This is a genomic window from Sphingobium sp. TomMM7A (genome assembly GCF_055397305.1).
The window spans coordinates 828,618-855,208 of record NZ_AP027311.1; the positions used below are offsets into that span (position 1 = coordinate 828,618).

23 protein-coding genes, 2 tRNA genes, 1 other RNA gene and 1 pseudogene are annotated in these 26,591 nt (G+C 61.3%); 15 read left to right on the forward strand and 12 right to left on the reverse strand.

What is annotated here, in order from left to right; all coding sequences use genetic code 11:
• Positions 1–6: 6 nt before the first annotated feature.
• The gene (gene rpiB, locus ACZ5ZH_RS04290) at positions 7–444 is read right to left on the reverse strand and encodes a ribose 5-phosphate isomerase B (RefSeq protein ID WP_449472229.1); all 438 of its coding nucleotides are present in this window, start codon (positions 442–444) and stop codon (positions 7–9) included.
• A gap of 103 nt (positions 445–547) precedes the next feature.
• Here rpiB and ACZ5ZH_RS04295 point away from each other — a divergent pair, with 103 nt between their 5' ends.
• Positions 548–745 carry a hypothetical protein gene (locus ACZ5ZH_RS04295; protein WP_460988024.1) on the forward strand — a complete coding sequence of 66 codons (198 nt, stop codon included), beginning with the start codon at positions 548–550 and terminating at the stop codon, positions 743–745.
• A gap of 2 nt (positions 746–747) precedes the next feature.
• On the opposite strand, the gene ACZ5ZH_RS04300 is transcribed toward ACZ5ZH_RS04295, so the two are convergent.
• Together ACZ5ZH_RS04300 and ACZ5ZH_RS04305 are read right to left on the reverse strand one after the other, a co-directional pair.
• Positions 748–1,839 carry an HPP family protein gene (locus ACZ5ZH_RS04300; RefSeq protein ID WP_460988025.1) on the reverse strand — a complete coding sequence of 364 codons (1,092 nt, stop codon included), beginning with the start codon at positions 1,837–1,839 and terminating at the stop codon, positions 748–750.
• A 112-nt stretch (positions 1,840–1,951) separates the two neighbouring features.
• A complete protein-coding gene (locus tag ACZ5ZH_RS04305) occupies positions 1,952–2,608 on the reverse strand; it encodes an alpha/beta hydrolase (RefSeq protein WP_196226211.1) in 657 nt (218 codons plus the stop codon).
• 146 nt (positions 2,609–2,754) lie between these two features.
• Between ACZ5ZH_RS04305 and ACZ5ZH_RS04310 the strand changes: the two genes are divergently transcribed.
• The 12 genes and pseudogenes from ACZ5ZH_RS04310 (at position 2,755) to ACZ5ZH_RS04365 (ending at position 12,553) form a co-directional block, all read left to right on the forward strand.
• Entirely contained in the window at positions 2,755–3,792 is a 1,038-nt protein-coding gene (locus ACZ5ZH_RS04310) for a cysteine desulfurase family protein (protein WP_464772286.1), read from the forward strand.
• The gene (locus ACZ5ZH_RS04315; protein WP_464772592.1) at positions 3,789–4,880 is read left to right on the forward strand and encodes a cysteine desulfurase family protein; all 1,092 of its coding nucleotides are present in this window, start codon (positions 3,789–3,791) and stop codon (positions 4,878–4,880) included. The genes ACZ5ZH_RS04310 and ACZ5ZH_RS04315 overlap by 4 nt, the downstream gene beginning before the upstream one ends.
• 17 nt (positions 4,881–4,897) lie before the next feature.
• Positions 4,898–5,233 (forward strand): 2Fe-2S iron-sulfur cluster-binding protein, encoded by a 336-nt coding sequence (locus ACZ5ZH_RS04320; protein ID WP_460988028.1) that lies wholly within the window; start codon positions 4,898–4,900, stop codon positions 5,231–5,233.
• 75 nt (positions 5,234–5,308) lie between these two features.
• Positions 5,309–6,175: pseudogene (gene blaSGM, locus ACZ5ZH_RS04325) on the forward strand (SGM family class A beta-lactamase); the annotation flags it as partial.
• 41 nt (positions 6,176–6,216) lie between these two features.
• An RNA gene (gene ffs, locus ACZ5ZH_RS04330) (signal recognition particle sRNA small type) lies at positions 6,217–6,314 on the forward strand.
• A 51-nt stretch (positions 6,315–6,365) separates the two neighbouring features.
• Positions 6,366–7,973, forward strand: a complete 1,608-nt coding sequence (locus ACZ5ZH_RS04335) for a DNA polymerase III subunit gamma/tau (RefSeq protein ID WP_464772287.1) — start codon at positions 6,366–6,368, stop codon at positions 7,971–7,973.
• Positions 7,970–8,293 carry a YbaB/EbfC family nucleoid-associated protein gene (locus ACZ5ZH_RS04340; RefSeq protein ID WP_196226206.1) on the forward strand — a complete coding sequence of 108 codons (324 nt, stop codon included), beginning with the start codon at positions 7,970–7,972 and terminating at the stop codon, positions 8,291–8,293. The genes ACZ5ZH_RS04335 and ACZ5ZH_RS04340 overlap by 4 nt, the downstream gene beginning before the upstream one ends.
• Before the next feature lie 121 nt (positions 8,294–8,414).
• Positions 8,415–10,811: an endopeptidase La gene (lon, locus tag ACZ5ZH_RS04345; protein ID WP_460988030.1), complete on the forward strand. Its 2,397-nt coding sequence runs from the start codon at positions 8,415–8,417 to the stop codon at positions 10,809–10,811.
• Between the two features lie 182 nt (positions 10,812–10,993).
• Complete coding sequence (locus ACZ5ZH_RS04350) at positions 10,994–11,266, forward strand: HU family DNA-binding protein (protein WP_196226204.1); 273 nt, start codon at positions 10,994–10,996, stop codon at positions 11,264–11,266.
• A gap of 258 nt (positions 11,267–11,524) precedes the next feature.
• Positions 11,525–11,601 (forward strand) — tRNA-His (locus tag ACZ5ZH_RS04355).
• A gap of 63 nt (positions 11,602–11,664) precedes the next feature.
• Positions 11,665–12,036, forward strand: a complete 372-nt coding sequence (gene hisI, locus ACZ5ZH_RS04360; RefSeq protein WP_464772593.1) for a phosphoribosyl-AMP cyclohydrolase — start codon at positions 11,665–11,667, stop codon at positions 12,034–12,036.
• Entirely contained in the window at positions 12,023–12,553 is a 531-nt protein-coding gene (locus ACZ5ZH_RS04365; protein WP_460988198.1) for a hypothetical protein, read from the forward strand. Before hisI ends, ACZ5ZH_RS04365 begins: the two co-directional genes overlap by 14 nt.
• 6 nt (positions 12,554–12,559) lie before the next feature.
• Here ACZ5ZH_RS04365 and ACZ5ZH_RS04370 read toward each other — a convergent pair whose 3' ends face one another.
• Positions 12,560–13,237 carry a L,D-transpeptidase family protein gene (locus ACZ5ZH_RS04370; RefSeq protein ID WP_460988031.1) on the reverse strand — a complete coding sequence of 226 codons (678 nt, stop codon included), beginning with the start codon at positions 13,235–13,237 and terminating at the stop codon, positions 12,560–12,562.
• Positions 13,238–13,267: 30 nt separating this feature from the next.
• The gene (locus ACZ5ZH_RS04375; RefSeq protein WP_464772288.1) at positions 13,268–15,535 is read right to left on the reverse strand and encodes an NADP-dependent malic enzyme; all 2,268 of its coding nucleotides are present in this window, start codon (positions 15,533–15,535) and stop codon (positions 13,268–13,270) included.
• A 152-nt stretch (positions 15,536–15,687) separates the two neighbouring features.
• Here ACZ5ZH_RS04375 and alaS point away from each other — a divergent pair, with 152 nt between their 5' ends.
• Positions 15,688–18,342, forward strand: coding sequence for an alanine--tRNA ligase (gene alaS, locus ACZ5ZH_RS04380; RefSeq protein ID WP_464772289.1), 2,655 nt, complete (start codon positions 15,688–15,690; stop codon positions 18,340–18,342).
• Positions 18,343–18,991: 649 nt separating this feature from the next.
• Positions 18,992–19,987: a tetratricopeptide repeat protein gene (locus ACZ5ZH_RS04385; protein ID WP_464772290.1), complete on the forward strand. Its 996-nt coding sequence runs from the start codon at positions 18,992–18,994 to the stop codon at positions 19,985–19,987.
• Here the strand turns inward: ACZ5ZH_RS04385 and ACZ5ZH_RS04390 are convergent.
• The 7 genes from ACZ5ZH_RS04390 to aroA form a co-directional block, all read right to left on the reverse strand.
• On the reverse strand, positions 19,974–21,767 hold the full coding sequence (locus tag ACZ5ZH_RS04390) for a cation:proton antiporter domain-containing protein (protein WP_449472251.1): 1,794 nt from the start codon (positions 21,765–21,767) through the stop codon (positions 19,974–19,976). The genes ACZ5ZH_RS04385 and ACZ5ZH_RS04390 overlap by 14 nt on opposite strands.
• A gap of 72 nt (positions 21,768–21,839) precedes the next feature.
• Positions 21,840–21,925 (reverse strand) — tRNA-Leu (locus ACZ5ZH_RS04395).
• 51 nt (positions 21,926–21,976) lie between these two features.
• A complete protein-coding gene (locus ACZ5ZH_RS04400) occupies positions 21,977–22,264 on the reverse strand; it encodes an integration host factor subunit beta (protein WP_449472252.1) in 288 nt (95 codons plus the stop codon).
• A gap of 161 nt (positions 22,265–22,425) precedes the next feature.
• The gene (rpsA, locus tag ACZ5ZH_RS04405) at positions 22,426–24,138 is read right to left on the reverse strand and encodes a 30S ribosomal protein S1 (RefSeq protein ID WP_460988199.1); all 1,713 of its coding nucleotides are present in this window, start codon (positions 24,136–24,138) and stop codon (positions 22,426–22,428) included.
• A gap of 171 nt (positions 24,139–24,309) precedes the next feature.
• Positions 24,310–24,945 carry a (d)CMP kinase gene (gene cmk, locus ACZ5ZH_RS04410; protein ID WP_464772291.1) on the reverse strand — a complete coding sequence of 212 codons (636 nt, stop codon included), beginning with the start codon at positions 24,943–24,945 and terminating at the stop codon, positions 24,310–24,312.
• On the reverse strand, positions 24,942–25,193 hold the full coding sequence (locus ACZ5ZH_RS04415) for a CBU_0592 family membrane protein (RefSeq protein ID WP_460988037.1): 252 nt from the start codon (positions 25,191–25,193) through the stop codon (positions 24,942–24,944). The genes cmk and ACZ5ZH_RS04415 overlap by 4 nt, the downstream gene beginning before the upstream one ends.
• Positions 25,190–26,530, reverse strand: coding sequence for a 3-phosphoshikimate 1-carboxyvinyltransferase (gene aroA, locus ACZ5ZH_RS04420; RefSeq protein ID WP_464775209.1), 1,341 nt, complete (start codon positions 26,528–26,530; stop codon positions 25,190–25,192). The genes ACZ5ZH_RS04415 and aroA overlap by 4 nt, the downstream gene beginning before the upstream one ends.
• Positions 26,531–26,591: the final 61 nt, after the last annotated feature.

A 26,591-nucleotide genomic window follows, 5' to 3' on the forward strand; every position in this document is an offset into this window, starting at 1 on the left:
GGCTCCTTAAAGCGCGGGCTGAGAGAGTTTTTCGACACGGCCATAATGGCGGCCACCGCCGAATTCGGTGGAAAGGAAAGCGGTGACGCAGGCTTTGGCCATGTCCACGCCGGTCAAGCGGGCACCCAAGGCAAGGACGTTCGCGTCATTATGTTCGCGGGATAGCGCCGCCGACAATGGTTCCGACACCAGCGCACAGCGGCACGCCGGATTGCGGTTGACCGCGATGGAAATACCGATGCCAGAGCCACACAGCGCTATACCGCGCTCTGCCGCGCCGGATGCGACGGCGCTGGCGAGCTTATAGCCAAAATCGGGGTAATCGACGCGGTCGGCTGTCGCTGGGCCGAGGTCATTAACCTCATGACCTTCATCACGCAGCCAATCGGCGAGCTCGGCTTTCAGATCAACGGCGGCATGATCGGAAGCTAGGGCGATTTTCACGGCGAAATTGTCCTGTCACACAAAGGGTGATTCGTATCCCGCGCCTCTTAGGGGCAGAGGCAGCCAATTGCCACAGTCCAGCTGGCCGCTTATGGCCTGCTTCATGGCATCGACAATATTATCCATTCTCATGCTCGCGGGACTGTTTCTCACGGGCGGCGGCATCTACGCGATCGTGAAAAAGGGCGATCGCAAGCGTGGCGTCCTGATGATCATAGCCGGACTGGTCATGTTCGCCAATGTAGCGATTTCCGCTATCCCCGGCCCCGATGTACCGATGCTGGAACGCCACCGCGACTGATCCTAGGCGCGCAGCGCCATCGCCGCCAGAAGATCGGTTTGCGTCACCATTCCACGCAGCTGTCCCGCGCCATCCACGACGATGGCTTCGTGCGTCAGTCCGCTCGTCAGCGGCCTTAGCAACTGCGAGACTGGCGTATGTTCCGACACGAGCAGCGGTTCCGACGCAATGTCGCGGGCCGTCTCACCTGCCCGCGAAAGGTCGAGCGGACCGACCAGACCTTGAACGCGCCCAGCGTCATCCAGCACCGGCAGCGACAATAGACGCCGGGCATGCAGCAGTTCGGCCGCTTCGGCCACGGACTGGCTTTCACGAATGGACAGGATGTCGCGCGACATGATCTCGCCGCACGTCAGCGTGGCATGGCTGCGTTCGGCCGCGCGTACCTCCGCATCATGCAGCACGACCTGCAAATCGGCGGCGTTAACGTCCAGGACATCGCCATAGGCCTGCAACGCTTCCTCGACATCCTGTTCGGACGGCGGCGTTCGCAGCAAGGGCGCCGGATCGTTCGTCCCATGTGCGCTCGGAGATTTGGGCGCGACATGAGGATAGCTGTGCCCCGCGATCCGGTGAAAGATGATTGCCACCGCCACCAGCAGCGCAGTGTTCAGCCCCACCGGGATAAAAGCGAACATATAGCTCGGCGCACCGTTGGCAGCGCCCAGCACGGCCGAAAGTGCAACCGCGCCGCCCGGTGGATGGAGGCAGCGCAGCAGGGACATGCCCCCAATGGCGCAACCTACCGCCAGAGCAGCAGCTATCGTAGGATCAGGGATTAGTCGCGCGACGGTAATCCCGACCAGCGCCGATACGACATTGCCGCCAAAGACGGACCATGGCTGCGCAAGCGGGCTTGCAGGCACAGCGAACAACAGTACCGCCGAAGCGCCCATCGGGGCGACCAGCAACGGATGTGCTATGCCGTTCCCCAGCATCAGGCCGCAAAGCAATCCCGTGATCGCGATGCCGCCGATGGCGCCGCTCGCCGCTTTCAGCCGGTCGAAGAAACCTGGCCCGGGCGGCGCAGGTATGAAGGCGCTGTAATAGCGGCTCCATATCAGGCGAACGTCGTTGTTCTTCTCGTCACTCATGGCCCGCTGCCGCTAGTCGCGGCGACCGCGCAGGCCAAGATATATTTTCTTGATGGTTGATTTGGCCGGAAACAAAGAAGGGCCGCGTTGCGAGCGGCCCCTCTTCAGCAACTCAGCGGATCGGCGAGTCAGGCGACAGGCGCATGTCGAGATAATTGTCGACCGACTTCATCAGCTGATCCAGCTCATGTTCGAAAAAGTGGTTCGCGCCACGGATTTCGTCATGATGGATGGTGATGCCCTTCTGGGTGCGCAGCTTGTCGACCAGCTTCTGCACCGCGTTGGCCGTCACGACCTCATCCGCTGTTCCCTGCACAATGATGCCGGAAGCAGGGCAGGGAGCGAGGAAGGAGAAGTCATACATGTTTGCGGGCGGCGCGACCGAGATGAAGCCGCGTATTTCCGGACGGCGCATCAGCAGCTGCATGCCGATCCATGCGCCGAACGAGAAGCCTGCGATCCAGGTGGTCTGCGCCTCGGGGTGGAAGCTCTGTACCCAGTCCAACGCCGCGGCGGCATCGCTTAGCTCGCCGATGCCATTGTCGAAAGTGCCCTGGCTGCGGCCCACGCCCCGGAAGTTGAAACGCAACACGGCAAAGCCGCGCTTCACAAAGGTCTTGTAGAGCGCCTGCGTGATGCGGTCGTTCATCGTGCCGCCGCCTTGCGGATGGGGATGCAGGATCATCGCGACTGGCGCGCGGGGGCGAGGCGGAGGGCTGAAACGGCCTTCGAGACGGCCTTCGGGTCCGGGGAAAATAACGTCGGGCATGGCACCTGTTATGGTTCTGGCCGCCACCCGGATAAAGGAGGCCGGCGGTTGGATGCGGGCGCGCGAAAGCCAATGCTGGCGTTGCGCGGCAGACCGCCTATATAGAAGCCACCGCCATTTTCGCAATCAATGAGTAACATCGCCTCGTGGCCCTTGATCGCCTTTATCTGGACCACGCCGCGACAACCCCCATGCTGCCGCAGGCGAAAGCTGCCATGCGGGAGGCAATGGACCTGTGGGCAAACCCATCCAGCCCGCATGCTGAGGGACGGGCGGCCCGTGCTGCGCTGGAGGATGCCCGATCGCGTATCGCCACTGCCTTGGGATGGAAGGGGCATGTCCTGTTCACATCAGGCGCGAGCGAGGCGATCGTCATCGGCCTGACGCGAGCAAAGGCCGCCCATATTTTCACATCTCCGGTAGAACATGATTCGGTTCTACGCGTGACGCCCGAGGCCGAACGGCTGAAAGTCACGGAAGAAGGCACTGTTTCGCTCGCTTCAACGGCGCTCGGCCTCGGTACGCTCGTCGCCATCCAGCATGTGAATAATGAAACCGGCGTCATCCAGCCGCTCGAAACATTGGATCGTCAAGGATCGATCCTCTTTGCCGACTGCGCCCAAAGCGCGGGCAAGCTCCTCCTGCCTGACGCGGACATGATCGCAATCAGCGCCCATAAATTCGGAGGGCCGCCTGGAGTGGGGGCTCTTCTCGTAAAGGATTTGGCGCTCCTGCAACCCAGCGGTGGTCAGGAGCAGGGCTACCGGCCCGGGACTGAAAACCTCCCCGGCGTTCTTGCCATGGCGGCTGCTCTGGAAGATCGCCCGAACTGGCTGCCAGTGGCTGCGCGGCTCCGGGAGCGACTGGACCAAGCCATCGAGAAAACGGGCGGCGAAATCGTTGCACGCGCTGCGCCGCGCAGCCCCGCGATTGCCAGCTACCGCATGCCAGGCGTTTCAGCCCGCGCCCAGCTGATTCAGTTTGATCTAGCCGGAATTTCCGTTTCGGCGGGCAGCGCTTGCTCATCCGGCTCGCTCAAGACCAGCCACGTCCTCCACGCCATGGGTTGGGACGAGGCTGCGGCTAGTGAAGTCATACGGGTCAGCTTCTGTCCATCGACCAGCGATGCGGACATCGACCGCTTCCTGGACCAATGGACAAGGATGGCGAGCAGGCGGCCATGACCATCTATCTGGACTATCAGGCCACGACGCCGCTCGCGCCCGAGGCCTTTGACGTCATGGTCCCACTTCTGCGTGACCAGTTCGCCAACCCCCACAGCGCTCATCGTTTGGGGAGAGCCGCTGCGGCGCAAGTCGAGCTGGCGCGCGAAGAAGTCATCAGGCTCTTGCCACAAGGAGGGCGGCTGATCTTCACTTCGGGCGCGACCGAAGCGCTGAATCTAGCGATTCTCGGCGCTCCCGATGGTGACATCGTGACGCTGGCGACCGAACATGCGGCCGTTCTTGATACGGTGTCCGCGCTCGGAACCAGGGGGCGACGTGTCACGATCCTGCCAGTCGGCACCGACGGCCTTGTCGATCTGGACGCAGCGGAAGCCGCGATCAAACCCGGCGTGGGGCTCGTCGCTGCCATGCTGGTGAACAATGAAATCGGCGTCATTCAGCCGATCGACAAACTCGCAGATTTTGCTCACCGCGCAGGGGCGCTGTTCCTCTGTGATGCGGTGCAAGGCTATGGCCGCGTCCCGATCCCCGACAGCTGTGACATGATCGCCATAAGCGCCCACAAGATCCACGGACCCAAGGGCGTGGGCGCCCTCTGGATACGGGACGAGGTGAAGTTGGAGCCCGTCATGTACGGCGGCGGGCAAGAGGCGGGCCTGCGATCAGGCACGCTATCGCCTGCCTTGTGCGCCGGTTTCGGCGTCGCAGCCCGGCTGATGCGGGAGAGGGCGGAGCAGGACCACGCCCATGTAGAGGCGCTATGGCAACAGGCGCGCGAACTGTTTGACACATGGACCCTCAACGGCGGCGTGGACGCGCGCTACCACGGCAATCTCAATCTTCGCCGCGACGGGATCGATGGCGCCCGGCTGTTGTCGGAATGCCGTGAAGTCGCATTTTCGCTGGGAAGTGCTTGCGCGAGCGGCTCTGGGCGACCAAGCCATGTGTTGCGCGCCATCGGATTGTCGGAGCGAGAGGCGCGCGGATCGGTGCGGATCGGCTTTGGCCGCTACACGACACTGGCCGAATTGGAGAGCGCCGCAAAGATAATGAACGACGCGGCAGCGGTACAAGCGGCGCCGTAGCCAAGGGAGTCGCAATCATGATCAGGGTCACGTTCGTCAGCGCGGATGGCGAAAATCGTCAGGAGGTCGATGCCGCCGCAGGCTCGGTGCTTCTGGAGGTAGCTCAGGCGGCAGGCCAGCCGCTGGAGGGAACGTGCGAGGGACAGATGGCCTGTTCCACCTGCCATGTGATTGTTGAAGCAGAAGATTTTTCCAAACTGCCGCCCGCCAGCGAGACGGAGGAGGACATGCTGGACCTCGCCGCAGCAGCCACCCGGACCAGCCGCCTGTCCTGCCAGATCATATTGGAAGAGAAGCTCGACGGTCTCACCGTCCGCATCCCCGGCGAATCCTACAATATGCAGGGCATGTAGTTCATGCGCCTTTGCATCGGTGTCGCGGCGGGGATGATGTTGTCGCTCTCTGGCCCACTCATGGCGCAAGAGGATGGCGCACGCCAATCCCTCTTGCCGCCTGCGCCGCGTTACATGGTTAGCGAATCGGCGATGAAGTCCGTTCGCAACCCGCGCGAGATCGAAAAGGAGACCGGTGGCCGCCTCGGGGTCGCACTGGTCGACAACAAGGGCGGACTGCTCCTCGGCTTCAACCGGGACGAACGCTTCGCCATGTGCTCGACCTTCAAGGCGCCTCTCGCAGCGGCGGTGTTGATGGGCGCCGACGCAGGGCGGTTCGGGTTGGAAGGACAGGTGGCGTTCACTGACGAGGACATTCTCGACTATGCGCCGGTGGTGAAGGCTAACCGGAAACGCGGTCGCCTGTCCATGGCGGAACTGGCCGAGGCGGCAGTGGAGGTCAGCGACAACAGTGCCGCAAACCTGCTGTTGCCGATGATCGGCGGCACGGAAGGATTGACGGCCTTCGCCCGCGCGCATGGCGATACGGTGACGAGGATGGACAGGACCGAACCGGCGCTCAACGAAAATGTAGAAGGTGATCCCCGTGACACCACCAGTCCGGCCGCCATGGCAAATCTCATGGCTCGCCTGATCTTCCGCGACATGAAGAGCGAGAGCGCCGATCGCCTGAGAACATGGCTCAACGCCAGCACAACGGGCGATAAGCGGATCAAGGCGGGCCTTCCCAAAGGCTGGACGTCGGGCAGCAAGACGGGAAGCTGCGGCACCGCCTATAATGACGTAGCATTGGTGAAGGCGCCGTCGGGTGAGGAATATGTGCTGACCATCTATCTCGACCGACCGACCACCGATGCCAAGGCGGCCGAAGCGGCCATCGCCGAAGCTGCCCGCGCCGCACTTGATTTCGTCGCGAAGGCGCAGCGAACCGGGCTTGAATAACCCGGCCCTTGCCATCGCCACAGCCTTTCGCCATATGCCGCGCCGGGAGTCGGGCGGACGTGGTCGTCGCCAACCTGGTCAGGTCCTGACGGAAGCAGCCACAACGATTTCGCCGCGGGTCGTTCCGGCTCCCACCTTTATTCGGCTTTCCGGCTTCGACAGCCGCTCCTCAAGCCGCTAGATTGTTACCATGTCCGATTCATCTCAGCCCTATCGCGTGCTTGCGCGCAAATACCGGCCGCGTAGCTTTCGCGAACTGATCGGGCAGGATGCCATGGTCCAGACGCTGGGTAACGCCATCCGTCGGGGCAGGTTGGCCCACGCATTCCTGATGACCGGGGTGCGAGGCGTCGGGAAAACATCGACCGCGCGCCTGATCGCCAAGGCGTTGAACTGCGTGGGACCGGACGGGCAGGGTGGCCCCACCATCGATCCCTGCGGCGTGTGCGAACCTTGCCAGGCAATCGCCGAGGGCCGCCATATCGATGTGGTGGAAATGGACGCTGCCAGCCACACCGGTGTCGACGATGTGCGCGAGATTATTGAGGCGGTGCGCTATGCCGCAGTCTCCGCGCGCTACAAGATCTACATCATCGACGAAGTCCATATGCTTTCGAAGAACGCGTTCAACGCGCTTCTCAAGACGCTCGAAGAGCCGCCCGCGCATGTGAAATTCCTGTTCGCCACGACCGAAGTGAACAAGGTCCCCGTCACCGTCCTTTCCCGTTGCCAGCGCTTCGACCTGCGCCGCATTCCCGCTGAACTGCTCGCGGCCCACTTTGCCCATGTGGTCGAGACGGAACAGGTTGCCGCCGAAGACGATGCTCTCGCGCTGATCGCTCAGGCGGCCGAAGGTTCTGCCCGCGACGGCCTTTCCATTCTCGACCAGGCAATCGCCCATGCGGAAATGGGGGAGGGCGCCCCGCTCGTCACCGCCACTCAGGTCCGCGATATGCTTGGCCTGTCGGATCGTGGCGCTGTTCGCCGCCTGCTCGGCCTGCTGCTGGAGGGCGATACCGCCGCGCTACTGGCTGCGGTGCGCGAGCAATATGCGCTCGGTGTCGAGCCCCTGTCGCTGGTTCGGGGCCTGCTCGAACTGGTGCATGCCGTGACGCTGGCGAAGGCAGGGAGGGACATCGCCAATCCCGGCCAGTCCGCGGAGGAACGGGAGGCGCTCTCAACCTGGGCCTCGCAAATCGGCTTCGCGCCGCTTCATCGGCTCTGGCAGTTGCTCCTAAAGGGCCATGACGAGGTTGCAGGCGCCGCATTCCCGATCGAATCCTGCGAGATGGCGCTGCTGCGCGTCATGCACGCCGCGACCATGCCCGACCCCGGCGAAATCGCGCGCCTCCTGCGCGAAGGCTCTGTTCCGGCTGCGCAAACGGCTTCGGTTTCGGCCTCATCCGCCTCGGCTCCTACCGCATCGCTGCCCCAGGATGCTAAGGCCCTCGTCGATCTGCTTTGGGAACAAAAGAAGGGTCGGCTCGCTGACTTCCTTCATGATTGCGTGCGCATCGTCCGGTTCGATCCACCTGAATTGGAATTACAACTAATGCAGGAGTGGGCCGACGGTGATTTCTGCCGTACGCTCTCGATGGAATTGCAGAGGGCGACGGGTTCCCCGTGGCAGATCAAGCGAAGTGAAGGCGGTGCCGCTCCGTCATTGCTGGAGCAGCAACAGGCAAGTCAGGCGCAAGAGCGCGCCGAAATATTCGATACCCCCGTGGTGAAGGCCGTGCTTGCGGCTTTCCCCGAAGCCGATCTTGATCGGACCGAAGCATGGAGCGCAGAGCGATGAAGGATTTGAACGAAATATTGGGCATGGCCAGCCGCGTGCAGGAAGAGCTGCAACGCGCTCAGGACAATCTCGACAAGATCGAGGTTGAGGGAGCCGCAGGCGGCGGTCTGGTAAAGGTCCGCGCTTCGGCAAAGGGCCGGATCGTGGGCGTGTCGATCGACGACAGCCTGCTCGCGCCTAGCGAAAAGCAGATGCTGGAAGACCTTGTGGCTGCAGCTTTCAACGACGCTCGCAAAAAAGCGGACGAGGTAAGTTCTGCGGAAATGTCGAAGATGACGAGCGGCCTCCCGCTTCCGCCGGGGTTCAAGCTGCCTTTCTGATCGGCACTCGGATAACAGTCCGTTCAAAAGGACGGCACCAATTGAATGAGGCCCTGATTGTCCCCATAAAGCCATGAACCGCATGGCAGAGCAAATAATCGTGCGGCCCGCCGGAGATTGAATGACTACGCAATATCCCCTCCTTCCGTTGCGCGACATCGTGGTTTTCCCGCAGATGATCGTCCCGCTCTTCGTCGGTCGCGACAAGAGCGTCTCTGCCCTTGAGTCGGCGATGGAAGGAAATAAGGAAATCTTCCTCGTGTCGCAGCTTGACCCTGCGGAGGATGATCCGAACCGTGACTCGCTGTACGACACCGGGGTCGTCGCGATTGTGTTGCAGCTCCTGAAGCTGCCGGACGGCACCGTCCGCGTGTTGGTCGAAGGAAAGCATCGCGCGCAATTGCAGTCGATCAGCTCGGCCGACAACCATCTGATCGCCGAAGTCGATCCGGTCGACGAGGTCGCAGCCGAAGGGCCTGAAGCCGAGGCGCTGATGCGCTCCGTTGCTGAGCAATTCGAAAACTACGCGAAGCTCAACAAGAAGCTGCCTGCCGAAACGCCGGTTCAGCTGCGTGAGATCGAGGATGCAGGCCGTCTGGCCGACGCCGTTGCCGCCAACATCAACGTGAAGGTCGCCGACAAGCAATCGCTGCTGGTCGAGGCTGATCCTGTAAAGCGTCTGGAAATGGTCTTCGCCTTCATGGAAGGCGAGCTTGGCGTTCTTCAGGTCGAAAAGAAGATTCGCGGCCGCGTGAAGCGACAGATGGAAAAGACCCAGCGCGAATATTATCTGAACGAGCAGCTCAAGGCGATCCAGCGCGAGCTGGGTAATGGCGAAGGCGAAGAGGGCGATGAACTCGCCGAACTGGCCGAGAAGATCGCCAAGACAAAGCTCAGCAAGGAAGCGCGAGCAAAGGCGACGGCGGAGTTCAAGAAGCTCAAGGGCATGCAGCCCATGTCCGCCGAAGCCACGGTCGTGCGTAATTATCTCGACGTGCTCCTGGGCCTGCCATGGGGCAAGAAGGGCAAGGTCAAGACCGACCTGAAGCGTGCGCAAGCGATCCTGGACGAGGATCATTTCGCGCTGGAGAAGGTCAAGGACCGGATCATCGAATATCTCGCGGTGCAGGCCCGGACCAACAAGCTCAAGGGGCCGATCCTTTGCCTCGTCGGCCCTCCGGGCGTCGGCAAGACCTCGCTCGGCCGATCGATCGCCAAGGCGACGGGCCGCGAGTTCGTGCGCCAGTCGCTTGGTGGCGTGCGCGACGAAGCCGAAATCCGTGGCCATCGCCGCACCTATATCGGGTCTCTGCCGGGCAAGATCGTGACCAACCTCAAGAAGGCGGGCACGATGAACCCGCTCTTCCTGCTGGATGAGATCGACAAGCTGGGCCAGGATTTCCGGGGCGATCCGGCTTCGGCGCTGCTGGAGGTTCTGGATCCGGAGCAGAACAGCAAGTTCCAGGACCATTATCTGGAGATCGATGTCGATCTGTCGGACGTGATGTTCGTCACGACCGCCAACTCGCTGAACCTGCCGCAGCCGCTGCTGGACCGCATGGAGATCATCCGGCTCGAAGGCTATACCGAGGATGAGAAGGTCGAGATTGCGCAGCGCCACTTGCTGCAGAAGCAGATCGACGCTCACGGCCTCAAGGAAGGCGAGGTGGAAGTCACCGAAGCCGCGATCCGCGATCTTATCCGCTACTATACGCGAGAGGCGGGCGTCCGCACGCTTGAACGTGAAGTGGCACGGATTGCCCGCAAGGCGCTCCGCAAGATTTTGGAAGGCGTTTTCGAGAAGGTTACGATCACGCCGGAAAATCTTGCCGAATATGCCGGGGTGCGGAAATTCCGCCACGGCGTCGGTGAGGAAGAGAACCAGATCGGTGCCGTGACTGGTCTCGCCTGGACCGAAGTGGGTGGCGAGCTGCTGACCATCGAAGCTGTCACCGTACCGGGCAAAGGCGCGATCCGGACGACCGGCAAGCTTGGCGAAGTGATGACCGAATCCGTGCAGGCGGCCTTTTCCTATGTGAAGGCGCGCTCACCGGGTTATGGTATCAAGCCCAGCCTCTTCACCCGCAAGGACATCCACATCCACCTTCCCGAAGGTGCGGTGCCAAAGGATGGACCATCCGCAGGCATCGGCATGGTGACCAGCATCGTTTCGACGCTCACCGGCATCCCTGTTCACAAGGATGTGGCTATGACGGGCGAGGTGACGCTGCGTGGCCGTGTACTTCCGATCGGCGGCCTCAAGGAAAAGCTCCTCGCAGCGTTGCGGGGCGGTATCAAGACGGTGCTGATCCCGGCGGAGAATGAAAAGGATCTGGCGGAAATTCCGGCAAATATTAGGGAAGGGCTGGAAATCGTTCCCGTTTCCCATGTGGATGAGGTGCTTGCCCGCGCGTTGATTTCGGTGCCTGAAGCGATAGCCTGGACAGAAGAAGATGATCTAGCCGCACAGCCGAGTCCGGCTGCGGGGCGGGATGGCGACGCGACGCTTCGCCACTGATTGCAAGCACAACGGTAATTAGCCGCCACTTTCAGTGAGATTTAGGCCTATGGTTGAAAATCTCATTGGAGGTGGTGGCTTTGTCGCTTTCCCTTTGACAGCCGATCAAAGCTGGGCCTTATTGCGCCGCCGACGCCGCGATTCCTTAGCTATTCACACAGTTAGAAGGGGGTTCCCAAGGTATGAACAAGCAGGATTTGATCAGTGCTGTTGCCGAAAGCAGCGGTCTTAGCAAAAGCGACGCCAGCAAGGCGGTTGAAGGCGTATTCGATTCCATTTCGTCTGCACTTAAGAAGGGCGACGAAGTCCGGCTCGTGGGCTTCGGCACCTTTTCCGTTTCGCAGCGCAAGGCGTCCACCGGCCGCAATCCGCGTACTGGCGAAACGATGACCATCAAGGCGTCGGCCCAGCCCAAGTTCAAGGCGGGCAAGGGTCTGAAGGACTCGGTCAACTAACAAGCAGGATGGCGCCTTGCAGGGCGCCTGATCCAGAACCAAGATGTTGGGCATCGCGGCCTGATTGGTTTAGGAGAGTAGCGTCGCCGAAGGTGAGAAAGCCTCGTTGCGATCATGTACTGAACAGAGGGAAGAGGGGCGCGGACCAATCGGTCGGCGCCCCGTTTCTTTTTCCATCGTGCGTACGCATTTGCCAGCTTGACGACTATCCAATCGCCGCATATGTGCCGCATCTCTCTTGGGCCGAACGGCCCTGTGGCGATCGTAGCTCAGTTGGTTAGAGCGCTGGTTTGTGGTACCAGAGGTCGGGGGTTCGGATCCCCTCGATCGCCCCATTTTCCTCCTTTTTCTGACGCGATGGGCTTCGCATGAGCCCTCCACCGGACTATAGCCCGACTATGGACGATGCGCGTGACAAGGGCCTGACCCTCAATCCAAAATATGATCGTGACGGACTGATCACAGCAGTCGTGACCGACGCTGGGAACGGCGATGTGCTGATGGTCGCCCATATGAATGCGGAAGCGCTTGCCCTGACCTTGGAAACCGGATTGGCGCATTTCTGGTCGCGCAGCCGCCAGTCGCTCTGGAAAAAGGGCGAGACGTCGGGCCACATGCTGGAAGTACGCGACATCCGGATCGATTGCGATCAGGACGCGGTTTGGGTGAAGGTGGTTCCGGCAGGTCCAACATGCCACACAGGCGCGCGATCCTGCTTCTTTCGCCACCTAGGCCCGGAAGGACTGACTGCTGTCGATACGGTGGAATAGCCTCGTCATTCTGCCGCTACTGGTCGGGTGCCAGGGGGACGGCGGGGGCTCCGCGAGTTCGGCAGGCAATACCGCCTCGACGTCCGGGCTCGAACGCGCAGCCATCGAAAGCGGCGTCATCGCGGACACCTCTAGATCGTCTCCCGTCGGACTTTTCCAGCGGCGTCATGAGGCGGGCAGTGACAGCCTGTGCATCATCCCCGGTCGATCCGGCGATTTTCGCTTCGGAGCCGAAGCCATTTTCGGCGAGGATCAACGCTGTCGAGGGCGGGGTTCCGCAAAGCGAGCCGGAGACAAGCTGATACTTAGCTTCGATCGGGCCAAGGGCTGCATCATCGTCGCCCAATATGATGGCGATCAGATCGCCTTCCCCGGTGTTCTCGACCTGAAGTGCGCTGATCTTTGCGAAGGACGGGGCTCACTCGAAGGCGTCAGCTTCCCCCGCGCATCGAGCGACGCCAGCGCTGCGCTGCGCGCCACCGGGCGCAATGGCAATCCGCTTTGTGAACAGGATTGATGCGGTTCAGCCCGCGTCTCGAACCTGACTGGTGTCCAGCATCTTACCCTGCGTGATGATCACGAGGTCCCCCACCTTCACTGCGTAAAACAGTTTGCGCGCGAAGGCGGTCGGTACGCCGATGCAACCGTGGGTGGCGCTGCCCCATTTGACGTCGCTGCCATGGATCGCCACGCCATCATTCGTCAGTCGCAGCATGTAGGGCATCGGCGCATCATAAAGGCTGGACACATGGTCCGCGTCCTTCTGCGTAATGGGGAAGGCGCCCAGGGGGCTGGGCTTATCATCGGCGCCATAAAGGATCACCGCCGCGCCGATTTCATGGCCAGCGCGAAAAGCTGACAGCGTCTGAGCTTTCAGGTCCACCGTGATGATGACCGGTCCCGTCGCAGGCGCCCGGCTGTCATCCCAGACATAGTCGCCATGGCGGAACGGCCCCTTGATCGGCAACACGCTTTTGACCACCAGCGCATGGGGACCGACGGGCAGCGGCTGTGACCGGCTTCGCTCGATCGGTGCCTTGGCAGGGGCGCTTTCAGGTGAGGCGGCCTTATGCGGCGATGCCTCAAGGTCGCGCCCGTGATCCATATAAATGTTCACCAGCAAACCGGCAGCGCCAAGCACGCCGCCTATGATCAGCTTCGGTCCCGCTGCTTTCGCTACATTCCGGATCAGTCGCGCCATGCCCGTTCTATTGCATGCAAAAGGTTAAGCTCAGCCTTCCCGATCCACCTCGGCCGCCGCGATTGCGGTCAGGTTCAGGACGCCACGAGCGGTGACACCTGGCGTCAACACATGAATGGGTTGCGCCAACCCCATCAGCATCGGCCCCACGGTCGGCGAGCTGGACGAGGCGGATAGCGCGGTGAGGGTGATATTCGCCGAATCGAGGTTCGGCATCACCAGCAGATTGGCAGGTCCCTCAAAGCGAGTATCTGGCACCAACCGTTCCCGCAGCGATTGGCTCAGTGCCACATCCGCATGCATTTCACCATCGACGAGCAGATCCGGCGCCTGTGCCTGCACCAGTTGCAACGCCGTCCGCATCTTCCGCGCGCTGGGGCTGTGCGAAGCTCCAAAGTTCGAATGCGAAAGAAGCGCCACGCGCGGCGCAAGGCCGAAGTGCCGAAGCTCGGTAGCGCCCGCTATAGCCATCTCAGCCACCTGCTCGGGTGTCGGATCGGGGACCATATGCGTATCGGTGATGAACAGCGCACCGGCGTCCAGGATCAGCCCCGACAGCGCATAGACGCGACTATGTCCCGACCGACGCTCAATGATCCGCAGGACATGTTCCACCTGACCCCAATATTCGCTGTTCCCGCCGACCAGTGCCGCATCGACGCGCCCGGTGCGCAGCAGCATCGCTGCCGTTACTGTCGGCCGCCGATATACGTGGCGCAACAGTTCTGCGGTTGGGACGCCTTTGCGCGCGGCGATGGCGCGATAGGCATCCACCAGTTGCCCGAGCAGTTCGTGATCGGTTTCCGGATCGACCACTTCCACATCGCGATCCAGCTCGAACCGCAGGCCAAGGCTGGGCAGCTTATCCTTCAATATCCGTCGGCGGGCCACGATGACGGGACGAACGATCCCCTCGTCCAGCCCGTCCTGTATCGCGCGCAGCACGCGCTCATCCTCGCCTTCGCCATAGGCGATGCGGCGGCAAGTGCCCCTCGCGGCCTCGAACACCGGCAGCATCAGTTGAGCCGATCGCGTGTTCTGTTGCGCCAGCGACCGCCGATAGGCTTCGATGTCGAGCGAGCGTTTCGCCACGCCGCTGTCCATCGCTGCCTTGGCCACCGCAGGCGCAATCTCAGCTATCAGGCGAGGGTCGAAGGGCGTCGGAATGATATAGTCCGGCCCGAATGCCAGCCGCCGCCCCCCATAGGCCTGCGCAACGCTGTCATGCGCAGGCAACCGGGCGAGCGCGGCGATCGCTTCCGCCGCTGCGGCCTTCATGGCCTCGTTAATCTCGGTCGCTCGCGCGTCCAGCGCCCCTCGGAACATATAGGGGAAGCACAGGACGTTATTGACCTGATTGGGATAGTCGGAGCGCCCGGTTGCAACGATGGCGTCGGGCCGTGCCTCGCGTGCAACCTCGGGCCGGATCTCCGGCTCCGGATTCGCCAGCGCGAAGATTAGAGGATTGGGCGCGAGCAGGGGAAGCCATTCAGGCTTCAATACCCCCGGCGCCGACAGGCCCAGGAAAATATTGGCCCCCGGCAGCACTTCAGGCAAAGTCCGCGCATTGGTCTCGCGCGCGTAACGGGCCATGTTGGGCAACATGCCCTCGCGACCAGAATGGATGACGCCATCCTTGTCGGTCAGCGTCACATGCTCTTGCCGAAGGCCCATCGACACCAGCAGATCGACGCAGGCCAACGCCGCGGCTCCCGCCCCGGATGTAACCAGTCGCGCTTCTGACAATGTCTTGCCCTGCAAGACCAGCGCGTTTCGCACGGCGGCCGCCACGACGATCGCCGTCCCATGCTGGTCGTCGTGGAAGACCGGAATCTTCATCCGCTTCTTGAGCTCCGCCTCGATGGCGAAACATTCCGGCGCCTTGATATCTTCCAGATTAATGCCGCCGAATGTCGGCTCCAGCAGCGCCACGGCCTCGATGAACTTTTCGGGGTCGGTCGTGTCCACCTCGATATCGAACACATCGATGTCGGCGAATTTCTTGAAGAGGACAGCCTTGCCCTCCATCACCGGCTTGGAGGCAAGCGCACCGATGGCGCCCAGCCCCAGCACGGCCGTGCCGTTGGAGATCACCGCGACCAGATTGCCGCGCGCCGTATAGTCCATCGCTTTGTCGGGATCTTCGGCGATTTCCAGGCAGGGGGCGGCCACGCCGGGCGAATAGGCCAGCGCCAAGTCGCGCTGGTTCACCATGCGCTTGGTAGGTTCTATCCGTAGCTTCCCCGGCTGGGGAAAGCGATGATAATCCAGGGCTGCGCGGCGGGTGTTGTCGTCCATGACGCGGCCTTATTATTGATTTGGGATAGGGGCAATGCCGACAGGCCCGTAAATGGCCGATTTGCGTGTCTTGTCGGATAAGAGACCCCACTTGACCGCTGCGATGAAAAGCCCCGCTTGTGCGCCGGGGCGCTTCCCACTAAATCGCGCGCATGACATCGACCAACGACATTCGCCGCTCTTTCCTCGACTATTTCGGGGCGAACGGCCACACCATCGTTCCTTCAGCGCCTCTGGTGCCGCATAACGACCCGACGCTGATGTTCGTCAACGCGGGCATGGTGCCGTTCAAGAATGTCTTTACGGGCCTGGAATCACGGCCCTACAAAACCGCGACCAGCAGCCAGAAGTCAGTTCGTGCAGGCGGTAAGCACAACGATCTCGACAATGTCGGCTATACCGCGCGCCACCATACCTTCTTTGAAATGCTGGGCAATTTCAGCTTCGGCGATTATTTCAAGGAACAGGCGATCACTCACGCCTGGACCCTGTTGACCAAAGAATGGGGCATCCCGGCGGAAAAGCTGACCGCGACTGTCTATCATACCGACGACGAAGCCTTCGACCTGTGGAAGAAGATCGCCGGGCTTCCTGAGCATAAGATCATCCGCATTCCGACCAAGGATAATTTCTGGGCCATGGGCGACAGTGGTCCCTGCGGTCCCTGTTCGGAAATCTTCTACGACCATGGCGATCATATATGGGGCGGCCCTCCGGGATCGCCGGAAGAGGATGGCGACCGCTTCGTCGAGATTTGGAACCTCGTCTTCATGCAATATGAGCAGGAAGCGAACGAGATCGTCGGCGAATTGCCCAAGCCCAGCATAGACACCGGCATGGGTCTGGAGCGCATCGCCGCTGTGCTGCAAGGCGTCCATAACAATTACGATACCGACACGTTCAAGGCGCTGATCGAGGAATCGGGCGCGCTGACCAAGACCGCCATCGATGGCGAGCATCAGGCCAGCCACCGCGTCATCGCGGACCATCTTCGCTCCACCAGTTTCCTGATCGCGGACGGCGTGCTGCCCGCGAACGAAGGCCGCGGCTATGTCCTTCGTCGCATCATGCGCCGCGCCATGCGCCATGCCCACATCATCGGCGCGAAGGAACCGTTGATGCACCGTCTGGTGCCTAGCCTTGTCTCCGAAATGGGAGGTGCGTATCAGGAACTGGTCCGCGCCCAACCGCTGATCGAGGAAACGCTGCTGCGTGAGGAAACCCGCTTCCGCCAGACGTTGGAAAAGGGTCTCAAGCTGCTCGACGAAGCGACGGTCGATCTTTCCGAAGGCGGCACGTTGCCGGGCGAAACCGCGTTCAAGCTCTACGACACCTTTGGCTTTCCCTATGACCTGACCGAAGACGCGCTGCGTTCACGCGGCCTGGGCGTTGATCGTGAAGGCTTCGACGCCGCGATGGCCGAGCAGAAGGCCGCCGCCCGCGCTGCGTGGAAGGGCTCGGGTGAAAAGGCGTCTGACGAAATCTGGTTCGATATTGCCGAGAAAACGGGCAATACCGAGTTCATCGGCTACAGCTCGACCGAGGGCGAGGGCGAGGTGCTGGCGATCGTCAAGGACGGTGTGAACTTCGACAGCGCATCGGCCGGTGATACGGTTACGATCGTCACAAATCAGACGCCATTCTACGGCGAAAGCGGCGGCCAGATGGGCGACGCTGGCACGATTACGTCGCTGTCCGGTCTGGTGGCTGATGTAGAAGATACCGCAAAGCCACTTGGTCGACTGCACGCGCATCGGGCGAAAATTGGGACGGGCAGCATCAAGGTTGGCGATACGGTGCATCTCACCGTCGACACCGACCGCCGCGATCGCATCCGGGCGAATCATAGCGCTACCCACCTGCTCCATGCCGCGCTCCGGAACACTCTGGGCGCTCATGTGACGCAGAAGGGGAGCCTCGTGGCGCCCGATCGTCTCCGCTTCGACTTCTCGCATCCCGAAGCGCTGACCCACGGTCAGATCGCCTCGATTGAAAGCCTGGTGAACGAACAGGTCCGCCACAATGAGAGCGTCACGACGCGCCTCATGACGCCCGATGACGCTATCGCGGCGGGCGCTATGGCTCTGTTCGGCGAAAAATATGGCGACGAGGTCCGCGTTCTTTCCATGGGTAAGGGTGACGCGAACAGCTATTCGGTTGAGTTGTGTGGTGGCACCCACGTCCGCGCGACGGGTGACATTGCGATTTTCAAGATCATTTCGGAAAGCGCGGTATCTTCGGGAGTCCGCCGCATTGAGGCACTGACTGGAGAAGCGGCCCGCCTGTGGTTGACCGACCGCGAAGATCGGTTGCGTCAGTCTGCCGCTGCGCTCAAGACGACTCCAGAGGAAGTGCCCGCGCGCATCGCCGCTCTGGTGGAACAGAGCCGTAAGCTCGAACGTGAATTGGCCGAAGCGAAGAAGGCTCTGGCCCTCGGCGGGGGCAGCAGCGCTCAGGTGGCGGGGCCTGAAAAGGTCGGCCAGATCGACTTCATCGGCCAGGTGATCGAAGGGCTTGATCCCAAGGAACTGCGCGGGATCGTTGACCAGAACAAGGCCGCGCTGGGCAGTGGGGTGTCCGCCGTGCTCGCCGTGGTGGACGGCCGCGTCAGCATCGCGGTTGGCGTGACGGATGATCTTACCGGCACGATCAGCGCCGTCGATCTTGTCCGTGCGGGCGTGGAAGCGCTAGGCGGGAAGGGCGGCGGCGGCCGTCCGGACATGGCTCAGGGCGGTGGACCGGAAGCAGAAAAGGCGGGGGCCGCGATTGACGCGGTCAAGGCGGCCCTGGCCAGCGTCCCGGCATAAAAATTCCAGGTTTCGGAGACCGCCGACAAGGAGGCGATGCTTAAGCTGCGCTTTCGCCACCTTGTTTCTGCGGTCATCACCGCTAATCTGATGAGAGACAATGATCGGGGGGATCATGCGGTTTCTTGTTGCTATCTGTTTACTGCTGGCACCGGCAACGGCGCGTGCTGAATGGCTGGAAGCTTCGAGCGACCATTTCGTTGTTTATGCCGAAGCTCGGGCAACGGACGCTCGTCTCTTCTCACAGCAGCTTGAAAGCTACCATGCGGCCATGGCGGCGGTCACGGGAACGCCGAACCTCCGTCCTAGCCCCTCCAATCGCCTCACTATCTATGTGGTGAGCAGTGAAGCCCAGGTCCGAAGGCTATATGGGGCCAATTCGCAATATATAGGCGGATTTTACATACCTCGTGCTGGAGGATCGGTCGCGATCGTTCCGCGGGTCAGAGCGACGCACGGTCAAATCGACACGTCGATGATCACGCTGCTCCATGAATATGCACATTATTTTCTGATCGGATCGAGCAACTTCCCGATGCCGCGCTGGATGTCGGAAGGTGCGGCGGAGTTCTTTTCGTCAGCCGCTTTTCCCAATGATGGCGGGGTCGAACTCGGGCGGCCCGCGCAGCATCGCGCCTATGAGCTTTATATGGCGATCGACGTGACCGCGAACGATCTGCTTGATCCCGCCGCCTATGAAAAGCGCCGAGGCAAGGGGTATGATGCGTTCTACGGCAAGAGCTGGCTGCTTTATCATTATCTGACTTTCAGCCCTGACAGGAAAGGCCAGCTTTCACGCTACCTCGCCCTTATGTCCCAGGGTAAGGACCCACGGTCTGCTGCGATCGAAGCGTTTGGAGATTTCGGCCAGCTCGAACACAAGTTAGACCGCTACCTCCTCAAATCCCGCATGACCATGCTCAAGCTGCCAGCCAGCATGATCCAAACCGGCCCCGTTGTCGTGCAAGGGTTAAGTGCGGGAGCAAACGCAATGATGCCGGTCATCATTCGTTCCAGGCGCGGCGTCGACGATGAAGGGGCCAAGGCCGTTCTGGCGGACGCGCGCGCCATAGCTTCGCGCTTCCCGAAAGATCCAGCGGTCCTATCCGCGTTGGCGGAGGCCGAACACGACGCTGGAAACGATAAGGAAGCGATCGCCGCAGCAGATGCTGTCCTGGCTAACGACCCGAAGCAGGTCAACGCCTATGTCCAGAAGGGGCTGTCCCTTTATCGCATGGCGCCAGATGCCCCGGATCAGGACGAGGGCTATAAGCAAGCGCGCGCCACTTTCATTGCGCTCAATCGCATAGAAAATGACCATCCACTGCCGCTCTTCTATTATTATGACAGCTTCGCCCGGCAGGGGAAAACGCCATCTTCGCTCGCGCTTCAAGGACTGGAGCGCGCGTCGGAACTGGCGCCCTTTGATCTCGGCCTGCGTATGACTCTGGCGATGCAGCAATTGCGTATCGGTGATCGCAAGGAGGCGCGACGCAATTTACTGCCCGTGGCCTATAACCCCCATGGCGGCAACCTTGCTGAGACCGCAAGCACAGTATTGGAACGGATGGACAAGGAACCGAACTGGGATGGGAGCGGCATGTCCGGCACGGGGCCTGACAATGCTGTAGCTATTGGACCTTAGGCACCTCGTCAGGGCGGAGTCGCCTCAGTTTTGGAGCGGTATCCATCTGCGCCGCATCTTTAATGCCCATGCGCAAGTCCTCACGCGTTTGATGGATCGAGGCAATAACCGGCCCCATCGCCACGCCCAGATCGATAAGCGCGGTTTCTGCGAGTTGCAGCGAGCTTTCGAGTGTCTCGGGAACCGCATCGCTTGCGCCCGCCCGGTAGAGCTGTGCCGCATGATCAGTATCGCGCGCACGGGCGATGATCGGCAAATCCGGCACCCATCCACGCACCCGTTTCGTGACACGCACCGAAAGCACGGGATCGTCCATGGTAAGGATCAACGCTCGCGCATGGCCCAAACGGAGCTTGTCGAGCATTTCGACGCGCGCCACATCACCGAAGAGGATCGGGTAGCCGCCACGACGCCCCTCCGCCACCACGTCGGGGTCGGATTCGACAACGGTGAAACGCTGGTTGTGGAGGCGAAGCAGATCGCACACCATTCGCCCGACGCGCCCGAACCCGATTACGACAGCCGCCGCCTCGGTGCTTTCTTGCTGTAGGTCTGGCGCTTCTTCGCCCAGCGCCATTTCCAGCCTGCGCGCGATGTCATGACCGATACGTGCGAGAAGTGGCGTGATCGTCAGGCCGATGGCCGTGACGATCTGCCAAAAGGCGGCGGTCGACGGGAGGATGAGCTTGGCCGCTGCTGCTGTCGAAAGCACGATCAGGGTCGTTTCAGAAGGACTGGCCATCAGCACGCCAACTTCCAGAGCCACACCCTTTCGCGCGCCCGAAAAATAGAGGAGCGCGGCGGTGACCAGTGTTTTGACCAGGACAACCCCGACAACCGCAAGAACAAGGCTAGGCCAGTTCGCCAGGATCACCCGGACATCCAGGCTCATACCCACAGTGATAAGGAACACACCAAGCGCCAGCCCCTTGAAGGGCGCCGTCATCACTTCGACCTCACCATGATATTCGGTCTCTGCGATAAGTAGGCCTGCCAGCAGTGCGCCGACGATTGGCGAAAGGCCTGCGAGCGAAGTCGCGATGCTCGAAACGATGACCACTAGCAGACTGGCTGCAAGAAACACTTCAGGGCTTTTGGTCCGCGCGGCCTGGCTGAAGATATGTGACAGGAAAATGCGGCCAAGAACGAGCATCACCGCGATCGTGATGCCGCCTTTTAGCAACGTATCGGCCAGTTCGCTCCAGGCACCGTCAGGACTGGAGGCTACTGACGGCGCGAGCGCGCCGAGCATGAATATTATTGGGACCAGCGCCAGATCCTCGAACAATAGCATCGCGAAGGCGGCCCGGCCCACGGCGCTTTGGGTGCCCACCATAGGGAGCACCACGGCCGTCGAGGAAAGGGCCAGGGCAAGACCCAATCCGACAGCCCCTGCGGTTGGCTGTCCCAGAAAGTAGAGGCCCAAAGCAATCAGCGACGCTCCCCCGATTAGTTCGGCGGCACCGACCCCGAACACTTGGGCGCGCATTGTCCAGAGGCGGCGAAAGCTGAGCTCAAGCCCGATCGAGAAGAGAAGTAATATGACACCAAGCTCAGCGAATGGTTCAATCGCTCCTCTGTTTGAGATGGTGACATGATAAAGCCACGGATATTCGGCGACCAGCGCGCCAAGGCCCGATGGGCCGACAGCTAGCCCGACCAGGATGAAGCCAATGACGGGACTGATCCTCAAGCGTGCAAAGGCGGGGATAACCAGCCCGGCGGCCCCCAAGATGACGAGGGAATCGCTGAAACTTTGTGGATTGATTGCACCGGCCATACGCCATCATTGCGGTAAGCGCGGCAGAATATCCAGCCTTGCGGCAAATTCACGTCCGATGCGTGACACCCCTGGTGCGGACGGCGGGACTTGAACCCGCATTCCCAGGGGGAGGCGGATTTTAAGTCCGCTGCGTCTACCGATTTCGCCACGTCCGCGTGGCGCTCCCACTGACCTTTCCGAACGCGTAGGTCAAGATGTGCTGGAGTTCACTGAGTCTTGCTGTTCAGCCGTTCGCGCATTTCCTTGCCCGGCTTGAAGTAGGGCACCCGCTTGGCCGAGACAGGGACCTGTTCCCCCGTACGCGGATTGCGCCCCGTCCGCGCGTCTCGCGCACGAGTGGTAAAGGCGCCGAAACCGCGCAATTCTACCCGGCCACCACCCGACAGGCGGTCAACAATCTCCTTGAAGAAGAGGTCTACAATCCTCTCGACCTCTTGAAGGCCAAGGTCTGGATTTTCCTCTGCCAGAGTCTGAATTAATTCCGAGCGTATCATTGGTCCTCCAGCTCCCCCTTCTGGTTCCCAGTTTGGTCATAGTGAGTCCCTACCCACATGACAATTATCCAATGTCGGTAGTTGTTTTCTCATTTTGGGATATAAAAAGCCCGCCGGAAGAAGTTCCGACGGGCCTATTACTTTAGTTATATCCGAAGGGATTAGCCTTCGTTCTTGGCCTTCAGCGCTTCGCCCAAGATGTCGCCGAGCGATGCACCGCTGTCGGACGAACCATATTGAGCGACTGCCTGCTTCTCTTCTGCAATCTGCAGAGCCTTGATCGAGAAGGTCGGCTTCTTGGCCCGATCGAAGCCGGTAACCAGTGCGTCGAACTTCTGACCGATCTGGAAGCGCTCCGAACGCTGTTCGTCGCGGTCGCGGCCGAGGTCGCTGCGCTTGATGAAGCCGGTTGCGCCGTCGTCGCCAGCCTGGACTTCCAGACCGCCGTCGCGAACTTCCAGAACCGTGACGGTGATCGTCTGGTTCTTGTTCAGGCCCGCTGCAGCGGCGGTGGTGCCGCCAGCGGCCGGGCCGCCACGCTCAAGCTGCTTCATGCCAAGGCTGATGCGCTCCTTCTCGACGTCGATGTCGAGAACGACGGCCTGAACCGACTCACCCTTGCGGTGCAGAGCCAGCGCGTCTTCGCCCGAAATGCCCCATGCGATGTCCGACATGTGAACCATGCCGTCCACGTCGCCGTCCAGGCCGATGAACAGGCCGAATTCGGTCGCATTCTTGACTTCGCCCTCGACGGTCGAACCGATCGGGTGACGTTCGGCAAAGCTGTCCCAGGGGTTGTTCTGGGCCTGCTTGAGGCCGAGCGAGATACGACGCTTTTCGGGATCGACTTCCAGAACCAGAACTTCGACTTCCTGGCTGGTCGAAACGATCTTGCCGGGGTGAACGTTCTTCTTGGTCCACGACATTTCCGAAACGTGAACCAGACCTTCGATGCCCGGCTCCAGCTCGACAAATGCACCATATTCGGTGATGTTCGTGACGCGGCCCGAAAGCTTGGCGCCGATCGGATACTTGGCAGCGGCGCCTTCCCACGGATCGCTTTCCAACTGCTTCATGCCAAGGCTGATGCGCTGGGTGTCGCGATTGATGCGGATGATCTGAACGCGGACGGTATCGCCGATGTTGATCATCTCGTTGGGGTGGTTGATGCGCTTGTAGCTGAGGTCGGTGACGTGCAGCAGGCCATCGATGCCGCCCAGGTCAACGAACGCACCATAATCGGTGATGTTCTTGACGACGCCTTCGATGATCTGACCTTCGGCCAGCGTCTGGATAAGGCCACTGCGCTGTTCGGCGCGGGTTTCTTCCAGGATGGCACGGCGTGACACGACGATGTTGCCGCGGCGGCGATCCATCTTCAGGATCTGGAAAGGCTGCGGAATGTCCATCAGCGGGGTTACATCGCGCACGGGGCGAATGTCGACCTGCGAACCGGGGAGGAACGCCACGGCGCCGTCGAGGTCGACGGTAAAGCCGCCCTTGACGCGGCCGAAGATGACGCCTTCGACGCGGGCATTTTCGGTGAATTCGGATTCCAGCTTGTCCCAGGCGGCTTCGCGGCGAGCGCGGTCGCGTGACAGCATGGCTTCGCCATGGGCGTTTTCGACGCGGTCGACATAGACTTCGACTTCGTCACCGACCTTAAGATCAGCCTTCTGGCCCGGCGCAGCGAATTCGCGCAGCGGCACGCGGCCTTCCGACTTCAGGCCGACGTCGATCAGCGCCATGTCGTTTTCGATGCCGGTAACGGTGCCCTTTACGACGCGGCCTTCGAAGCCGCCGTCCTCGCCACCGAGAGAATCATTGAGAAGCGCGGCGAAATCGTCGCGCGAGGGGAATGCCGTAGAGGCCATGGTAGTTCCTTCACTCGTCATTGCTGGCCTACCGGTTGTATCCGGTGGTCTTTCAGGCCAAACCGTCCGCACGGCCGGATTGCCGCGCGAACATCCGTTCGGCCATGTCGGGTGAGACGCTCTTTGGATAAGCGAAAAGGGCGCCGGGGAATCCCAAGCGCCGTCATCGCGTCAGGCCTGTTGCCGACGTTCCAACTGGGCGTCCACCAGAGCAATCGCCTGCTGGACGGCGGCGTCTATAGTCAAATTGCTGGTGTCGAGCAAGTCTGCGCCATCAGCCATTCGCAGCGGCGCATGATCCCGGCTCATGTCGCGAGTGTCGCGTGCCTGAATATCCGCGATCAAGCTATCCATGTCCGGGTGTCCACCATGGGAAAGCGCGTCATCATAGCGTCGCTCGGCGCGCACGTGAACGCTCGCGGTGACGAAGATCTTCGCATCCGCATCTGGTGCGATCACTGTCCCGATATCGCGGCCGTCAAGTATTGCGCCACTCGGTCGGGTCGCAAAATTGCGCTGTCGCTGGACGAGCGCCTGGCGAACGCTCGGGTGGATGGAAACGCGGGAAGCGAGTGAGCCGACGGCCTCGCTCCGCAGCGCAGGGTCGCACAGGACTGCATCATCAAAATCGCAAGCGGAAACCGCATCGGCTTCGTGGTCCGGATCGCCCCCGGCTTTCAACACAGCAAGCCCAACCGCACGATAGAGCAGGCCGGTGTCCAGGACAGGCAGCCCGTAATGGCGTCCGAGCGCCTTCGCAATCGTACCTTTGCCCGATGCCGCGGGACCGTCGACGGCGATGATCATTCTGCTTTGCCTTTCCGCAACGTCTTGGCGAGGCCAATGACCGCTATAAAGGCCCAGACGACCTCCAGCGCCATCGATGCGACATTGAAATGAACCGTCAGTGAGTAGATTAGCAGCAACGAACCGATCAGGTTGAGAAAGTTGAATAGCGTGAAGTTCAGCACCTTCGCCATATTGCTGTAGGCGTAAGCAATAACCATGAGGCCGCTGCCAACAAGGCCTACCACGTTGGGGAAATCGAAATTCACGCTATCGCGCCGAGCGTTTGCAAGAGGGCGGTAAAGCCGGGGAAGCTGGTCGCGACCGGGCGCATGTCATCGACGGTGACGCCGCTTTTGGACACCAGACCGGCCACCGCAAAACTCATGGCGATACGATGATCCAGCTTGGTCGCGATGGGGCCGCCGCCGGGCAGGAGCGTACCTCCGCTTCCCTCAATGACGATGCCGTCTTCCAGTTCCTCCACCCTCACGCCGATGGCGCGAAGGCCCGCCGCCATGGTCGTGATGCGATCAGATTCCTTGACCCGCAATTCTTCAAGACCTCGGAAGGTGCTGCGCCCTTCGGCGAAGGCGGCCGCGATGAAGGCGACCGGATATTCATCGATCATGGAGGGCGCGCGGGCGGGGTCTGGTTCGACGCCCGTCAGGTGGGATGCAGTGACGACGATGTCTCCTACTGGCTCCCCGCCGACTTCGCGCGGGTTCTCGATGACGATGTCGCCCCCCATCTCGCGCAGCAGATCGATCAGTCCTGCCCGAGTGGTATTCAGGCCGACATTTTCAATGGTAATCTTCGAGCCGGGCACAAGCAGCGCGGCGACCATGGGGAAGGCTGCCGACGAGGGGTCGCCGGGAACGGTGATGGCTTGGGGATGAAGTTCGGCCTCGCCTTTTAATGTGATGATCCGTGTTCCATCAGCAGCGATTTCTACGTGCAGGTCAGCACCAAAACCCTTGAGCATCCGCTCGCTGTGATCGCGAGTCGGAACCGGCTCGACGACGCGCGTGACCCCGGGGGTATTCAGACCCGCCAGCAAGATCGCGGACTTTACCTGCGCTGATGCGACCGGAAGGCGATAATCAAGCGCCACAGCCGGGCAGGCGCCCCGCATGGTGAGCGGCAGCCGGTGTCCGGGGCTGGTGGTGAAGCTGGCGCCCATATGGGACAGCGGCTCGGTGACGCGCTGCATCGGGCGCTTGCTCAGCGATGCATCTCCAATGAAAGTCGCAGTGATGCCATGACTTGCGACCAGGCCCATGAGGAGGCGGGTCGACGTGCCACTATTGCCCATGTCCAAAGCTGTTTGGGGTTGCAGCAATCCGCCCACGCCCACGCCCCGAATGTGCCAGATGCCGTCATCGTCTCGTTGGATCTGCGTGCCCATCGCACGCATTGCTGCGGCAGTGGCCAGCACATCCTCTCCCTCCAACAGACCTTCGACGCGGCTTTCCCCAACGGCCAGTGCAGAGAGCATGAGTGAACGGTGCGAAATGCTTTTGTCACCCGGCACTCTTACACTGCCCGCAAGGGGAGGAGCACTGGAGAAGGTCATGGGAACAGGCTGATCGGAAGAAGCGGTCACGGGTCAATCCGTTTGTCAGGAAACTGAAAAATTGCGCCCGGCTTTTGACAGCGCGGTTCCG

Excerpts from the sequence above, each read along its gene's own strand:
- ACZ5ZH_RS04385 (WP_464772290.1), top strand. The coding sequence starts at position 18,992 with ATGGCGATCGACGTGACCGCGAACGATCTGCTTGATCCCGCCGCCTAT.
- ACZ5ZH_RS04390 (WP_449472251.1), bottom strand. The coding sequence starts at position 21,767 with ATGGCCGGTGCAATCAATCCACAAAGTTTCAGCGATTCCCTCGTCATC.
- ACZ5ZH_RS04370 (WP_460988031.1), bottom strand. The coding sequence starts at position 13,237 with ATGGCGCGACTGATCCGGAATGTAGCGAAAGCAGCGGGACCGAAGCTG.
- hisI (WP_464772593.1), top strand. The coding sequence starts at position 11,665 with ATGGACGATGCGCGTGACAAGGGCCTGACCCTCAATCCAAAATATGAT.
- ACZ5ZH_RS04320 (WP_460988028.1), top strand. The coding sequence starts at position 4,898 with ATGATCAGGGTCACGTTCGTCAGCGCGGATGGCGAAAATCGTCAGGAG.
- ACZ5ZH_RS04340 (WP_196226206.1), top strand. The coding sequence starts at position 7,970 with ATGAAGGATTTGAACGAAATATTGGGCATGGCCAGCCGCGTGCAGGAA.
- cmk (WP_464772291.1), bottom strand. The coding sequence starts at position 24,945 with ATGATCATCGCCGTCGACGGTCCCGCGGCATCGGGCAAAGGTACGATT.
- ACZ5ZH_RS04295 (WP_460988024.1), top strand. The coding sequence starts at position 548 with ATGGCATCGACAATATTATCCATTCTCATGCTCGCGGGACTGTTTCTC.
- ACZ5ZH_RS04350 (WP_196226204.1), top strand. The coding sequence starts at position 10,994 with ATGAACAAGCAGGATTTGATCAGTGCTGTTGCCGAAAGCAGCGGTCTT.
- ACZ5ZH_RS04300 (WP_460988025.1), bottom strand. The coding sequence starts at position 1,839 with ATGAGTGACGAGAAGAACAACGACGTTCGCCTGATATGGAGCCGCTAT.
- alaS (WP_464772289.1), top strand. The coding sequence starts at position 15,688 with ATGACATCGACCAACGACATTCGCCGCTCTTTCCTCGACTATTTCGGG.
- ACZ5ZH_RS04375 (WP_464772288.1), bottom strand. The coding sequence starts at position 15,535 with ATGGACGACAACACCCGCCGCGCAGCCCTGGATTATCATCGCTTTCCC.
- ACZ5ZH_RS04305 (WP_196226211.1), bottom strand. The coding sequence starts at position 2,608 with ATGCCCGACGTTATTTTCCCCGGACCCGAAGGCCGTCTCGAAGGCCGT.
- ACZ5ZH_RS04400 (WP_449472252.1), bottom strand. The coding sequence starts at position 22,264 with ATGATACGCTCGGAATTAATTCAGACTCTGGCAGAGGAAAATCCAGAC.
- ACZ5ZH_RS04315 (WP_464772592.1), top strand. The coding sequence starts at position 3,789 with ATGACCATCTATCTGGACTATCAGGCCACGACGCCGCTCGCGCCCGAG.
- lon (WP_460988030.1), top strand. The coding sequence starts at position 8,415 with ATGACTACGCAATATCCCCTCCTTCCGTTGCGCGACATCGTGGTTTTC.
- ACZ5ZH_RS04335 (WP_464772287.1), top strand. The coding sequence starts at position 6,366 with ATGTCCGATTCATCTCAGCCCTATCGCGTGCTTGCGCGCAAATACCGG.
- rpsA (WP_460988199.1), bottom strand. The coding sequence starts at position 24,138 with ATGGCCTCTACGGCATTCCCCTCGCGCGACGATTTCGCCGCGCTTCTC.